Origin of the sequence: Deinococcus maricopensis DSM 21211 (genome assembly GCF_000186385.1) — a bacterium.
Classification (GTDB): Bacteria; Deinococcota; Deinococci; order Deinococcales; family Deinococcaceae; genus Deinococcus_B; species Deinococcus_B maricopensis.
Map to the genome: position 1 here is coordinate 2991497 of NC_014958.1, position 13108 is coordinate 3004604.

Genomic DNA, 13108 nt, shown 5'->3' on the forward strand with positions numbered 1-13108 from the left:
CGCTGGCGCTCGGGACGGCATCGCCACAAAGGGCTTGACAGGTCAGTCTACCACGTGTACGGCCCGTTCCTGAGCGTGTGCGTGTTCGGCATGCCTTTAGACGCGGGACCTGCCGTACGCTTGGGCGCATGACGCTGCCCCTGTCGCCCGTGTTCGGCCCGCAGACCGCCCGTGACCTCGACCGTGAGGTGCTGCTCACCGACGGCCTGGGCGGCTTCTCGATGAGCAGCCTGGCAGGCGCGCCCACCCGCTCGTACAGCGGCCTCGCGGTCAGCCACCAACCGCCCGTGGACCGGCGGGTGATGTTCATCACGCCGCTGGAGACGCTCGACGTGGCAGGCCGCACCGCGACCCTGCACGCGTTCGAGGTGGCGCCCGGCACGCTGGAGGGCGACGGCCTGCACACCCTGGAGAGTGTGGTGCTGCAGGGGCTGCTGCCCCTGCGGACGCAGGTGGCGCACGGTGTGCGGGTGCAGCGGCGCGCCTTTATGCCCCGGCACGCAGGGACGCTGGTGCTGCTGTACGACGTGGACGCCCGCGAGGAGGTGACCCTGACGCTCGGCGGCCTGTTCACGGACCGCGACATGCACGCCGTCTGCCCTCAGGCGCCGACCTTGACGTTCAGCGTGCAGGGCCCCCACGCGACCATCCAGGGCACCCATACCCTCCAGATGCACGTGCACGCGCCGGGCGGAACCGTGACGGCGCTCTTCCCCGCCCCGTACACGCAGCGGCTGCATTACCGGCAGGAGGCGGCACGCGGCGAGGCGGACACGGACCGCGCGCTGGGCGCCACGCTGTTCCAGGTGACCCTGCCCGCCGGCGGGGGCCGCGTGGCCCTCGTCGTGGACGGCCTGGAGGAGGGGGCCCTCGACCCGTGGGGCGCGTGGGAGGCGGAGGTGTCCCGCCGCTCGGGCCTCGTGCGGACCGCGCAGGCCACCACCGGCCTGCGCGACGAGGACACGGCGCACCTGACCCTCGCCGCCGACGCGTACCTCGTGCGCCGCGCGTCGGTGGACAGCGTGTCGGTCATCGCCGGGTACCCGTGGTTCGCGGACTGGGGGCGGGACAGCATGATCGCGCTGAGCGGGCTGCTGCTCACGACCGGGCGCTTCACGGAGGCGCGCGGCCTGCTGGAGACGTTCCTACGCTACGCGCAGCGTGGCCTCGTCCCGAACAACTTCTACGATGACGGAAGTGGCGCCGGGTACAACACCGTAGACGGCTCGCTGTGGCTGTTTCAGGCGTTCGAGCGGTACGTGCACGCAAGCGGCGACGAGGCGTTCGCGCGGGCGCACCTGCCCGCACTGCGGGCCATCTTGCAGCACCACGTGGACGGCACGGACTTCGGGATTGGCGTGGACGCGCGCGACGGGCTGCTGCGGGCAGGGGCGCCGCGCGTGCAGCTCACGTGGATGGACGTACGCATCGAGGACTGGGTGGTGACGCCACGCCACGGTAAGCCGGTGGAAATCAACGCGTTGTGGATCGGCGCGCTGGCCGTGGAGGGGCGCCTGAGTGCCCGGCTCGGGGAGGCGGCGCAGTTCGGGACGGCGCTCACACGGGCGCAGGCGAGTTTCGCGGCGTTCTGGAACGCGGACGCCGGGTTCCCGTACGACGTGCTGCACGATGACGGCACCGCAGACGCCGCGATCCGCCCGAATGCGCTGCTCGCGCTGGCGCTGCCGGACACGCCCGCCACCGCCGAACAGCTGGACGCGGCGCTGCGCGTGGCAGAGACGCACCTGCTGACGCCACTGGGGCTGCGGACACTCTCGCCGGAAGACGCGGCGTACCGCGGCGCGTACGGCGGGCACCGCCTGGTGCGTGACGCCGCATACCACCAGGGAACGGTGTGGCCGTGGCCGCTGGGGGCGTACGTGACCCTGCTGCTCCGGCGTGGTGACGTGGTGCGCGCGCGGTGGGCGCTGGCGGGACTGCGCGCGCACCTGTGGGAGGCGGGCGTGGGCGGCGTGTCGGAGGTGTTCGCGGGCACGACGCTGGCGCCGGGCGGCTGCCCGTTCCAGGCGTGGAGCGTGGCGGAGGTGCTGCGGGCCCACGTGGCGGTGTCCAGACACTAATGTCCGGGAGATGTCTGACGCGGGGCGCCTGGAACCTTTTCCAGGGCGCCCTTATTTGCTTGACGCTCCCCGCTCGCGCTCGTAGCATAAGCGTCATGACTACACTTACCCTGCCGCCTCAGGCCGCCCAGGTCGGCCTCGCCGTGGACGTCGCCGCGTTCGCGATGCACGGCGGGGAACTGCGCGTCCTGCTCGTCCAGCGCGGCACGCTCCCCCACGCCCAAACCTGGGCACTTCCCGGCGGCTTCGTCCACGAAGGCGAAGAACTCCACGACGCAGCCCTGCGCGAACTCCGCGAGGAAACCACCATCAACCTCGAACCGCGCCACCTCGAGCAGTTCTTCACCTTCGGCGCCGTCCAACGCGACCCGCGCGGCCGCATCGTCAGCGTCGCCCACATGGCGGTCCTCCCGCACGGCACCGTCCGCGTCACCAGCGGCGGCAACACCATCGGCGCCGACTGGTTCCCCGCGCACACCCCCCCACCCCTCGCGTTCGACCACGCGGACATCCTCACGCGCGCCCTCAACCGCCTGCGCACCCGCCTGGAGTACGCGCACCTCGCCCTCGAATTCCTCCCGGAAACATTCACCCTTCCGGAACTCCAGGAAGTGCACGAGGCGATCCTGAACCGCAAACTCGACAAGCGGAACTTCCGCAAACGCCTGCTCGCGCAGGGCGTCCTGCTCGCCAGTGGCGAGCGCCGCAACGGCGTCGGACGGCCCGCGCAGCTGTACCGCCGCGCCAAAGGTGTCCGCGTTCCCACGAACCTGTAAGACCGAAGCGCGGGGAGTCCTGACGGGTCAGGACTCCCCGCGGGTTAGAGATTGAGGACACCACGCGCAGCGGTTCGGAGCGTCAGCGTCAACAACAGTCCATTTGGACGCCGCCGACCGTTTGTCCGCAGGCTCTTAGTCCGCCGCGCTCAGCAGGGCGTGCAGTGCCGCGGCGTCTGCCGGGGCGTGCGCGCCGATGTCATTGTCGAAGTACACGTACACGTCCTGCGGACCTCGTGGGGCCTCACCGGTGATGCCCGGCAGGGTGCCGGAGGGCTCCCCGCGCTGCCACGCGCGCAGACGCTGAGCCCACACCGCCAGTTCCTCGGGGGTGTACCCGCTGCTGTACAGCGCTGAGGCGCCGTGCAGGCGCACGTACATGAAGTCGGTTGTGCTCTCCTCCACCAGCGGGTACAGGCCGGCTGCGTCCGCGACGGCGAGCGCGACCCCGTGCCGACGGAGTTGCGCGGTGAACTCCTCGGTCAGGAAGCTCTCGTGCCGCACCTCCAGTGCGTGTCGCAGGGGCCGGTCCTCCGGGGTGGGCGCGTCCGTCGTGTCGAAACGGTCGGCGGTCTGCGAGAGCGCCGCGGCTTGCGTGGTGCGGCGCGGCAGGCGCGTCAGGAACGCCTCGATCACGTCCGGGTGGTACGTGAGCCTTGGCGGGAGCTGCCACACGAACGGCCCGAGTTTCGCGCCGAGCATCAGCACGCCCGACGCGTAGAAGTTCGCGAGGGCGTCCTCGACGTTGCGCAGCTTGCGCATGTGCGTGATGAAGCGGCTGCCTTTCACGGCGAACACGAAGTCGTCCGGCGTTTCCTGCGCCCAGCGCGCGTACGTGGCCGGGGACTGCAGGCGGTAGAAGGACGCGTTGATTTCCAGCGTCCCGAACGTCCGCGCTGCAAACGCAAGTTCCTCGCGCTGGCGCAGGCCCGGCGGGTAGAACGGGCCGCGCCACGAACGGTACGCCCAGCCGGACGTACCGACGTGCACGCGGCCCCGCGGGAGGGTTATGGGCGCTCCGCCGTGTCGGCGGGAACGACGTTCGCGCTGTCCGCCGGGAAGTCCCGGAGGTGCTGCGCGCGGGCGGCTTCGGCCTGCGCCATGTCGCTGAACGTCATGGGCTGGCCCTGCGCGTCGGTGAGGCGGAACTGGTGCGTGGGGCTCTGGGGGTCTTCGGTGGGGCGGCTGACCATCACGACGTAGCTCATGCGCCGAGTGTTCAGGACGGCGCGCGCGGGTGGCTGAGAATTCCCTCAATGTGCCCAGCGGATACCGCGCAGAAGGTGGGCGCTGACGCGCCCACCTTCTGGGAATTCCTGATGGGTTTTACTCGACGGTGACGCTCTTGGCGAGGTTGCGGGGCTTGTCGACGTCCTTGCCGAGCGCGGTGGCGGTGTGGTACGCGAGGAGCTGCATGGCGACGGCGTTCACGATGGGGCTGACCATTTCGTGCGCGTGCGGGACGTAGATGACGTCGTCGGCGTGGCGGGCGTTCTCGGTGTCGCCGTCGCTGAGGATCGCGATGACCTTGCCGCTGCGGGCGCGGACTTCCTGCACGTTGCTGATGGTCTTTTCCAGCAGGAAGCTTTCGGTGGCGACCACGACGACGGGCAGGTGCTCGTCGATGAGGGCGATGGGGCCGTGCTTCATCTCGCCGGCGGCGTACGCCTCGGCGTGGATGTAGCTGATCTCCTTGAGTTTCAGCGCGCCCTCGAAGGCGGTGGGGGCGTTCACGCCGCGCCCGAGGAACAGGTAGTCGCGGGCGCCGCTGTACTTCTCGGCGATCTGCTTGATCTTCTCGACGCGTTCGGGTGCGAGGGCTTCCTCGACGAGGCGCGGGAGTTCGCGGGTGGCGTGCAGCAGCTCACGGCCGAGGTCCTCGCCGAGCGTGCCGCGCGCGCGCCCGAGCCACAGGGCGAGCAGCATGAAAGCGCTGACCATGCTGGTGTACGCCTTGGTGCTGGCCACGCCAATTTCCGGGCCAGCGTGGATGTACAGGGTGTCGTCGAGTTCGCGGGTCATGCTGCTGCCCTTGGCGTTGATGACGCCGAGGGTTTTCGCGCCGAACTTCTTGGCTTCGCGCAGCGCTTCAAGCGTGTCGATGGTCTCGCCGCTCTGGCTGACGACGATGGCGAGGGTGTCCTCGCTGACGAGCGGGGAGCGGTAGCGGTACTCGCTGGCGACGTCCACTTCGACAGGCACGCGCGCGAGCTGCTCGATCAGGTACTCGCCCACCAGGCCGGCATAGTACGCGGTGCCGCACGCGATGATGCTGATGCGCTTGAAGCTGGCGGGGTTGAGGTTGATGTCGAGGTTCACCTCGCCGGTTTCGTCGTGCAGGCGACCGATCAGGGTGTTGGTGAGCGCGACGGGCTGCTCGTAGATCTCCTTGAGCATGTAGGTGTCGTACCCGCCCTTCTCGGCGGCTTCGGCGTCCCAGTCGATGCGTTCCACCTGGCGTTGGACGGCGTTGCCCTGCAGGTCGGTGACGCGGTAGCCGTCGTCGTTGAGGACGACCATGTCGCCGTCGTGCAGGAAGACCATGTTGCGGGTGTAGGCGAGCAGCGCGGGCACGTCGCTGGCGAGGAACATTTCGCCTTCGCCGACGCCCATCACGAGCGGGCTGACGGTGCGGGCCGCGACGATCTCGCGGTGGTCGACGTGCGTGACGACGATGCCGTACGCGCCGCGCACGTCGCCGAGCGCCTGGCGGACCGCTTCGTACAGGTTGCCGCTTAGCTGCGCGTACTTCTCCTCGATGAGGTGCGCGAGGACTTCACTGTCGGTTTCGCTGAGGAAGGTGTGGCCGCGGCTCATCAGGGCTTCTTTGAGCTGCAGGTAGTTCTCGATGATGCCGTTGTGGATGATGACGAGGCGGCCGTCCTCGGTGGCGTGCGGGTGGGCGTTGGTGTCGTTGGGGAGGCCGTGCGTGGCCCAGCGGGTGTGGCCGATGCCGAGCGTGCCGGTGAGCGGCGTGCCTTCCAGTTCGGTGCTGAGGTTGGCGAGCTTGCCGGCCTTCTTGCGCACCTGGATGCCGTTGTCGGTGCAGACGGCGACGCCGGCGCTGTCGTAGCCGCGGTATTCGAGTTTGGCGAGGCCGCTGATCAGGACGTCCTGGGCGTTGCGCTGACCGATGTATCCAACAATTCCGCACATAGTGTTCTCTCCGTGAGCGTGGGGCCGGGGCGGCGCGTGGGAGCGCCGCTCCAGGTGGGGGTGGGCGGAAGGACCTTGCCGCGACGCGACGAGGGCGTGGCGGCGGCCGTGGGGCCTTCAGCCGGGGCTGGACTGTACCCGCGGTGGTCCGCAGGGGAGGGTGGCGGCCCTTAATGGTGTGCCGTGTGGCGCGTTATGCGCGCGTTGCCGCGCGGGTTATGGCGTCACTTGAGCCGTGTGGGCTCGGGGAGGGTCCGGCGTGACCCTGGAGGCATCCGCAGATCGCTTCGCTCACCTCCACCTCGTATCCCGAATGCGCCGCGTGTGGGCGTCGGGCCTTGCGCTCCCCCTGTCTGGTGTTTGTGTGTGCCTGACACCTCCTTGCGTGCCGAGTGTATCACGCTATGCCCGTGAGTACGGTGTGTAACACACTCACTCATCGGGGCCTCATTCATGCTGCCGCACCCACCACACCCCCGCATGAAGCGCGGTTCATGCAACCTTGGCGCTCCTCTCGCGCGCCGCCCGAACAATAGAAGCCCAAGTCCCCACCCCTAGGAGGCACCACCGTGATTACACGCGCCGATATCGACCGCATCAAGGCCCTCCCCGAAGACGCCATGGTCCTCATGGCCGTCATCAACGACAACCCCGCCAACCCCGACAACGCTGCGAACGGCCTCACCACGCGCGTCAAGGTCGAGATGCAGGACGCCGGCGTGCCGCCCACCGTCATGAACCAGATCCTCGAGGACCTCGGGCGTTCCCGCAGCACCTACGGCAAAAGCGCCTTCTACCTCGTCGGCCATGACCAGTTCGAACGCTTCGAACTGCAGGTCGACCTGCCCGAACGCTTCCATTACGGCCGCCCCCTGCTCCCCATGCTCGACGACCTGCTCGAACGCATGCCCAGCGTCGGCGTGCTCGCCGTCGACCGCGAATGGGCGCGCTTCTTCATGGTCCGCCAGGGTGAAATCATCGAAGTGCGCCGCGACGAAAACGTCCGCCTCGACGACGGCGACCGCTGGGACACCATGGTATCCGGCACCCGCCACGTCCCCGGCGCGCCCGGCGCCGGCGGCGCCGGACGTGGCCAGCCCGGCAGCGGCCCGCGCAGCGACAGCGGCACCGACCTGTTCGAAAAACGCGAAAGTGCCGCGCAGCAACGCTTCTACAACCAGATGGCCGACCAGCTCACGCGCCACATGCGCGCCCTCGGCCTTAAGCACCTCGTGCTCGTCGGCCCCGTGCAGCGCCTCGCCGAATTCCGCGCGGAAATCGCCAGCACCGCCCCGTACGAGGTCATCGGCGAAACGAACGTCAGCGGCGGCGCCAGCTGGGCCGACCCGCAGCAGATCCTCGAACGCGTCATGAACATCATCGAGGACCACCAGGTCAAAGAAGAAGCGCGCCTGCTCAGCGACATCCAGGAAAAAGGCATCATGGAAGTCGAAACGGTCCTCGACATGGTCCAGCAATCCCGCCTGCACCTGATCGTCGTCCCGGAAAGCGGCGAGCAGATGCACGTCTACCGCAGCCACAACCGCGAAGTCCCCTACTTCACCAGCAAAAAGGACGTCGCCTCCAGCCCCCTCGACGGCAGCCTCATGGAACGCGTCACCCTTGAGGAAGTCCTCCCGGACCTCGAAACCCTGTACGGCGTCACCGTTCGCCGTGTGCACGGCGACTTCGCCGACCGGCTCGTGCAGGAATACGGCGGTCTCGCCGGCCTTCCCCGCTACTGACCCCTCAGGGAGGCCGCGCGGCTTCCCCGCACGGACCGGCACGCGCCGGTCCGTGCGCCTGCATGTCCCGCCCAGTTACTCCCCTCCGGACGTCCCGCGCGGCCAGTTCGGCGCGCGCTTCTCCAGGAACGCCGCCACGCCCTCTTTCAGGTCGCTGGTGGTCCGCGTCCAGGCGTTCACGCCCACCGCGTACCGCAGGCCCTCCGCGAGGCCCATACCCGGCACGAGCGCCAGCATCTCCTTCGTGGTGGCCAGCGCCGTCGCGCTGTTCGACGCGATTTCCTCCGCGACCTCCAGCGCCCGCGTCAACGCCGCGCCGTCCTCCACCACCTCGTTCACGAGCCCCACCCGCCACGCCTCACGCGCGTCCACCAGCCGGCCGGTCAGCAGCAGCTCGCGCGCGTGCTTCTCGCCGACCACGCGCAGCAGGAACACCATCACGATGGCCGCCACGAACCCCAGCTTCACCTCCGTGTACCCGAACTTCGCGCTCGCCCCCGCAACGACCACGTCACACGCACTCGCGAGGCCCGCGCCGCCCGCCACCGCCGCGCCCTCCACCGCCGCCACCACCGGCTTGCGCGACGTGTACAGCGCGGACAGCAGGTCCGCGAGCGCCTGCGAGTCGGCCTTGTTCGCCTCGCTGCTCGCCGCACCCAGCGTCTGCAGCGCCCGCAGATCCGCACCCGCACTGAACGCCCGCCCCGCTCCGGTCAGCACGACCGCGCGCACATCCGGGTCAGCCTCCGCAGCGCGCACCTCCGCATGCAACGCCGAAACCACGTCGGCACTCAGGGCATTCCGGACGTCCGGGCGGTTCAGGGTCAGCAGCAGCACCGCGCCGCGCCGCGTCACCAGCACAGGAGACATGTCAGCAGTCATGCCGAACACGCTACCCGAACGGACGCCCGTTTGCCGAGCGCCCCCTAAAGAAAACACCGTCCCCACACGCAACCACCCGCCGAATCGACTTTGCTACATTGACCCATTGGAGGAACGCCATGCCGACCTACCTGTACAAGAACCTCGAAACGGGCGAAATCTACGAGCTGCAACAAAGCATGCGGGACGACCCGCACACCACCCACCCCGACACCGGCGCGCCCATCAAACGCGTCCTCGCGCGCCCCGGCATCGCCTTCAAGGGCAGCGGCTTCTACGTGAACGACTCCCGCCCCGCCAAGAGCGACAGCGGCAGCAAAGGCAGCGAGTAGCATGCGCGCGCGCGTCCTGATGCTCACCGCGCTGCTCGGCGCCATCGGCATCGGCGGCTACTACACGGGCCGCGTCACCGCCGCCCGCGCCCTCGTCACCCCCGACGAAATCAACACCGTCGAAGTGACGCAGGCCGCCGTGAAAGCCGTCGTCCGCATCGACGCGCGCAAAGCCAAAGCCCAACTGCAACCCGGCGACGACCCCATCGAAACCGGCACCGGGTTCTTCTACAAAAAAGACCTCATCGTCACCAACTTCCACGTCGTCCAGTACCAGGAAAGCATCACCGTCACCCTGTACGACGGCCGCACCGCCACCGCCAAGATCGAAGGCGTCGACCCGGGCATCGACATCGCCATCCTGCGCGTCAAGGGCATCACCGCGCCCAAAACCCTCCCGTTCGGCGAGAGCGCCAGCCTGATCCCCGGGCAGAAACTCATCGTCATCGGCACACCCCTGCGCTACCAGAACTTCATCAGCACCGGCGTGTACAGCACCAACGCCAACAGCCGCAACGTCCCCCGCAACGACAACCTCGGCGAAGAAGTCGCCCAGTACCTCCTCACCACCGCCAACATCCAGGGCGGCAACAGCGGCGGGCCCGTACTCGACTCGCGCGGCGCCGTCGTGGGCATCGCCGACGCCAACGCCAGCTCCAGCGACCTGGTCATCGGCGTGATCGGCATCGCGCTGCCCGGCGACCTCGTCAAGCAGTCCCTCACGGACCTGGAGCGCGTGGGTGTGCCCCAGCGGGGCACGCTCGGCGTGACCCTCGTGGACCTCGCGGACCTCGACCCGGCCCTGCGGCGCCTCGCCGGCCTCACCAGCAGCGAGGGGGCGCTGGTCGACGAAGTGCCCGCCGGCACCACCGGGGCGCGCGCAGGCCTGCGCGGCAGCCTGCGCAACACCAGCGGGCAGTTCGTGACGCTCGGCGACGTCATCCTCGCGGTGGATGGCAAGCGCGCGCGCAGTCGCTACGACGTCATTCGGTTGATCGCCGCGAAACGCCCTGGGCAGACGGTCACGCTCAAGCTCTGGCGCAACAAGAAAGAAGTCACCATCAAAGCCACGCTGCAAAAACGGACGCTGTAAACCTCTTGAAAATTAGGCCCGCTAAAAAGCGGGCCTAATTTTTCACATATGCATAAACAATATTAAATTTTCCAGATTCACGATTTATATAAATACCTTCATATGTTATATTATCAGCGTCATTATTTTCTCCAGCAAATATATACTCCCCTTGACCAAAATTAATTTTATCTTGGAATCTCTTCAGACCAAAAGGGATTTTTTCAAGATTTTCAGAAGTCAGATAACTATTTTCTGATTTAAACCGAGCAAGCTGAGATTCAGACAGCATGAATATCATAACTGTCGCCAGACCATCCGCGTACTTTTGTTTCACGGGAATATTTTCTGGAACCACCAAAGGGCTACCAGCCTCCTCCAGAAGAGACCGCAAGTCCATATGCGGGCCTGGCGTGTCTTTCATCTGGTTTGAAATTTTACAGGAAGTCACAAGGGTTATAATACCAACCAAATAAAGAGTCTTTTTCATCGTACGCCCCTGACACGCTCTTCAGTATTACCGCGAGTCGTCAAAGTATTAATTCGAGGCCCTTGAAAACTTGTTGCTGGTTTCTGAGAACCTATTTTCCACAACGACATAAAGTCAGCAATGGGTTCACTTTGTCCATAAACTGTGTACTCTCTAGCAATGCCAGCTTTGTGCATCAGACCCATCGACTCATCTGTAATAGTTTTTCCAAAGATGGTTACTGCTTTTCCCTTGTCCCAATTATAAACATCATGAATATGCACCCTGTATTTCACTTTCAGAATATCTTTACCTCTTTGATAGACTTCACCCTGTAGCCAGTAGGTGTAGCCTCCAATCGCATAGAACCAATCTTTGCTGTCACCTGACCCAATGTATGCATCGGTAAACTTCGCACTCGTGAAACTGATGGACGCCCCAGGCTTCATGAACGCGATACGTGGCCCAACAGCCAGAACTTCGGCATCGCGTTTTTCGAGAACAGCGGCCCGAAGGACTTTGCAGTCTTTCATCATTGAACTGACATCAACTTCAAGGGGCTTGCCCGAATTATTCAGATAATGCCGCATATGCCGAGCTGCATTCGGCATACCCATCCCTGCAGCAACGCTCGCAGCCGCGTACCAGCCTTCCTTGGCCAGCCGTAACTTCATAGTTGGCGATTGACTCCCGTAAGCTCCTGACCCATCGGCCTGCCTCTGAATTCCTCCGCCTCCCGCTGAAGGTCCCCTTCCGGGGCGTTGGAGCCCTTGCCTGAACGCTGAGCCATTCGCCGCCAGCTGGGCACCCATGGTCTGGGCTTCCTGTTCAAGCCCCGCGTCTGGGTCGAGGCCGGGCGCGACGCGGCCTTGCGCCTGTTGCACGGTGTGCGTCGCTTCGTGCGCCAGCAGCTCCAGGCCCGAGGGGCTGTGCGGGTCGTACCGCCCGTTCTGGAAGTAGATGTCCTGCCCGCTCGTGAACGCCACCGCGTTCACCGACTTACTCAGTGTGTCCGCTTCCCCGTCCGTGTGCACCCGCACGCGGCTCAGGTCCGCGTTCAGGCCCGCTTCCAGGTGTCGCTGCACGCTCGCCGGCAGCGCCTCCCCGCCCCCGGATCTCGCTTGCACGCGCTGCGTGACGCTCCGGAGATGTGCTTCGGTCTGGCGCTGAATGGCCTGATCCAGGTGGCGTTGCAGCTGCGCGTGCTGCACCAGTCGGGCGTGGTGTTCGAGCGACTGTGCGTGTTTGTGCGCCTGGGCGCGCTGGAGGCTCATGGCGTGCTGGAGTGCGGCGGCGTCCGGGGTGCGCTGCAGGATGTGGGTGTAGGCGGCGTCCGCGTCGGCGCCCTGCTGGGCCGCGCGCTGCAGCACTTCGGCGGCGTGGTGCGCGCGTTCGGTGAGGGGAACGTAGCGGGCGTGGCGTTGCAGGGCGGCCAGGGCGGTGTGCTGGGCCGTTTCGGTGAGCGCCTGGCGCTGAATGGGCGTGAGGGCGGGCGGAGTCGGGTCGGGGGCTGGGGTGCGGCGCTGCAGGGTGGCCAGGGGTTGTGGCGTGAGTCCGTGCGCTGCGAGGGTGGTCATGGACGCGCGCACGGAGGCGCGCTGGACCGCCACGTCGGCGCTGAGGCGTTGGAGGGCCTGCGTGTCGGCCTGAAGCAGGGCGCTGGCGTGCAGGGCGGGTTGCGCGGTCTGGCGCTGTACGGGATGGGTGGTGCGCGCCTCGGTGAGCGTGAGGCGAGCGGGTGCGGGTGCAGGCGCGCTCCATCGGGGGACGTGCGTCTCATGGAGGCGCTGCACGGGGCGGACCGTCAGGGGGGCGGTGGGGGTGGGTTTGCGGCGGTGGTCGTGCACGTTAGCCTCGGCGTTCACAGTAGGGGGTGGTGCGTGCGCACGCGCGCGAAGTTGCGGCACGCGTGAGGTTTCATGGTGCCTTCGGGGTGGGGGCGGGGTATCATGCGCGCTGCATGTACGTGGTCGTCGAGGGGCCCATCGGGGTCGGGAAAACCAGTTTGTCGCGGCGGCTCGCGGCGCGGTACGGTGCGCGCCTGAACCTGGAGATCGTGGAGGAGAATCCGTTCCTGGCGCGGTTTTATGAACAGCCGGACGCGTACGCGTTTCAGGTGCAGGTGTTTTTCTTGTTGTCGCGGTTTAAGCAGCTGGCGGGGATCGCGCAGGGGGAGTTGTTCGCGGAGGACGTTGTCAGCGATTACCTGTTCGACAAGGATTTTATTTTCGCGGCGATGAACCTGCGCGACGATGAGTTCGCGTTGTATCAGGACCTGTACACACACCTGCGGCCGCGGTTGCCGCAGCCGGACCTGGTGGTGTACCTGCGCGCGGATACGGACGTGTTGTTGTCGCGCATTGCGATGCGCGGGCGGCCGTTCGAGGCGGACATGCAGGCGGCGTACCTCGCGGACCTGACGGGGCGGTACGACGAGTACTTCCGGACGTACGGCGGGAAGCTGCTGCAACTGGAGGCCGCGGAGTTCGATTTCGTGGGGAACGCAGAGCATGAGCGGGAGGTGCTCGCGCGGGTGGATGCGGCGCTCGGGATCAGCAGCGCTGCGGATTGAGCGCGGCGTCGGCGGTGGGGTGA

13 protein-coding genes are annotated in these 13108 nt (G+C 66.8%); 7 read left to right on the forward strand and 6 right to left on the reverse strand.

Going from position 1 to position 13108, the window contains the following annotated elements:
* Positions 1-128 precede the first annotated feature (128 nt).
* Both DEIMA_RS14110 and DEIMA_RS14115 read left to right on the forward strand, forming a co-directional pair.
* Positions 129-2081 carry an amylo-alpha-1,6-glucosidase gene (locus DEIMA_RS14110; protein ID WP_013557944.1) on the forward strand — a complete coding sequence of 651 codons (1953 nt, stop codon included), beginning with the start codon at positions 129-131 and terminating at the stop codon, positions 2079-2081.
* A gap of 95 nt (positions 2082-2176) precedes the next feature.
* Positions 2177-2857 carry an NUDIX hydrolase gene (locus DEIMA_RS14115; protein WP_013557945.1) on the forward strand — a complete coding sequence of 227 codons (681 nt, stop codon included), beginning with the start codon at positions 2177-2179 and terminating at the stop codon, positions 2855-2857.
* 135 nt (positions 2858-2992) lie between these two features.
* Here DEIMA_RS14115 and DEIMA_RS14120 read toward each other — a convergent pair whose 3' ends face one another.
* The 3 genes from DEIMA_RS14120 to glmS form a co-directional block, all read right to left on the reverse strand.
* Positions 2993-3847 carry a DUF72 domain-containing protein gene (locus tag DEIMA_RS14120; protein WP_013557946.1) on the reverse strand — a complete coding sequence of 285 codons (855 nt, stop codon included), beginning with the start codon at positions 3845-3847 and terminating at the stop codon, positions 2993-2995.
* 17 nt (positions 3848-3864) lie between these two features.
* Positions 3865-4065, reverse strand: a complete 201-nt coding sequence (locus DEIMA_RS18345; protein WP_013557947.1) for a hypothetical protein — start codon at positions 4063-4065, stop codon at positions 3865-3867.
* A 118-nt stretch (positions 4066-4183) separates the two neighbouring features.
* Positions 4184-6013 (reverse strand): glutamine--fructose-6-phosphate transaminase (isomerizing), encoded by a 1830-nt coding sequence (gene glmS, locus DEIMA_RS14125; protein ID WP_013557948.1) that lies wholly within the window; start codon positions 6011-6013, stop codon positions 4184-4186.
* A 569-nt stretch (positions 6014-6582) separates the two neighbouring features.
* Here glmS and DEIMA_RS14130 point away from each other — a divergent pair.
* Positions 6583-7758 carry a VLRF1 family aeRF1-type release factor gene (locus tag DEIMA_RS14130; protein WP_013557949.1) on the forward strand — a complete coding sequence of 392 codons (1176 nt, stop codon included), beginning with the start codon at positions 6583-6585 and terminating at the stop codon, positions 7756-7758.
* A gap of 75 nt (positions 7759-7833) precedes the next feature.
* Here DEIMA_RS14130 and DEIMA_RS14135 read toward each other — a convergent pair whose 3' ends face one another.
* Positions 7834-8640: an enoyl-CoA hydratase/isomerase family protein gene (locus DEIMA_RS14135; RefSeq protein WP_013557950.1), complete on the reverse strand. Its 807-nt coding sequence runs from the start codon at positions 8638-8640 to the stop codon at positions 7834-7836.
* A gap of 119 nt (positions 8641-8759) precedes the next feature.
* On the opposite strand from DEIMA_RS14135, the gene DEIMA_RS14140 reads away from it, so the two are divergent.
* Positions 8760-8972, forward strand: a complete 213-nt coding sequence (locus DEIMA_RS14140) for an FmdB family zinc ribbon protein (protein WP_013557951.1) — start codon at positions 8760-8762, stop codon at positions 8970-8972.
* A 1-nt stretch (position 8973) separates the two neighbouring features.
* Positions 8974-10065 carry a S1C family serine protease gene (locus DEIMA_RS14145; protein ID WP_013557952.1) on the forward strand — a complete coding sequence of 364 codons (1092 nt, stop codon included), beginning with the start codon at positions 8974-8976 and terminating at the stop codon, positions 10063-10065.
* Positions 10066-10099: 34 nt separating this feature from the next.
* Here DEIMA_RS14145 and DEIMA_RS18005 read toward each other — a convergent pair whose 3' ends face one another.
* Entirely contained in the window at positions 10100-10468 is a 369-nt protein-coding gene (locus DEIMA_RS18005; RefSeq protein ID WP_148234974.1) for a hypothetical protein, read from the reverse strand.
* Between the two features lie 62 nt (positions 10469-10530).
* Positions 10531-11724 carry an eCIS core domain-containing protein gene (locus DEIMA_RS17395; RefSeq protein WP_425358183.1) on the reverse strand — a complete coding sequence of 398 codons (1194 nt, stop codon included), beginning with the start codon at positions 11722-11724 and terminating at the stop codon, positions 10531-10533.
* Here DEIMA_RS17395 and DEIMA_RS18730 point away from each other — a divergent pair.
* Positions 11662-12426 carry a hypothetical protein gene (locus DEIMA_RS18730; protein WP_245528326.1) on the forward strand — a complete coding sequence of 255 codons (765 nt, stop codon included), beginning with the start codon at positions 11662-11664 and terminating at the stop codon, positions 12424-12426. The two genes, DEIMA_RS17395 and DEIMA_RS18730, sit on opposite strands and share 63 nt — an antisense overlap.
* A 47-nt stretch (positions 12427-12473) precedes the next feature.
* The gene (locus DEIMA_RS14155; RefSeq protein ID WP_013557954.1) at positions 12474-13085 is read left to right on the forward strand and encodes a deoxynucleoside kinase; all 612 of its coding nucleotides are present in this window, start codon (positions 12474-12476) and stop codon (positions 13083-13085) included.
* Positions 13086-13108: the final 23 nt, after the last annotated feature.

Excerpts from the sequence above, each read along its gene's own strand:
- DEIMA_RS18005 (WP_148234974.1), bottom strand. The coding sequence starts at position 10,468 with ATGAAAGACACGCCAGGCCCGCATATGGACTTGCGGTCTCTTCTGGAG.
- DEIMA_RS18730 (WP_245528326.1), top strand. The coding sequence starts at position 11,662 with ATGTGCTTCGGTCTGGCGCTGAATGGCCTGATCCAGGTGGCGTTGCAG.
- glmS (WP_013557948.1), bottom strand. The coding sequence starts at position 6,013 with ATGTGCGGAATTGTTGGATACATCGGTCAGCGCAACGCCCAGGACGTC.
- DEIMA_RS14140 (WP_013557951.1), top strand. The coding sequence starts at position 8,760 with ATGCCGACCTACCTGTACAAGAACCTCGAAACGGGCGAAATCTACGAG.
- DEIMA_RS18345 (WP_013557947.1), bottom strand. The coding sequence starts at position 4,065 with ATGAGCTACGTCGTGATGGTCAGCCGCCCCACCGAAGACCCCCAGAGC.
- DEIMA_RS14145 (WP_013557952.1), top strand. The coding sequence starts at position 8,974 with ATGCGCGCGCGCGTCCTGATGCTCACCGCGCTGCTCGGCGCCATCGGC.
- DEIMA_RS14155 (WP_013557954.1), top strand. The coding sequence starts at position 12,474 with ATGTACGTGGTCGTCGAGGGGCCCATCGGGGTCGGGAAAACCAGTTTG.
- DEIMA_RS14115 (WP_013557945.1), top strand. The coding sequence starts at position 2,177 with ATGACTACACTTACCCTGCCGCCTCAGGCCGCCCAGGTCGGCCTCGCC.
- DEIMA_RS14110 (WP_013557944.1), top strand. The coding sequence starts at position 129 with ATGACGCTGCCCCTGTCGCCCGTGTTCGGCCCGCAGACCGCCCGTGAC.
- DEIMA_RS14135 (WP_013557950.1), bottom strand. The coding sequence starts at position 8,640 with ATGACTGCTGACATGTCTCCTGTGCTGGTGACGCGGCGCGGCGCGGTG.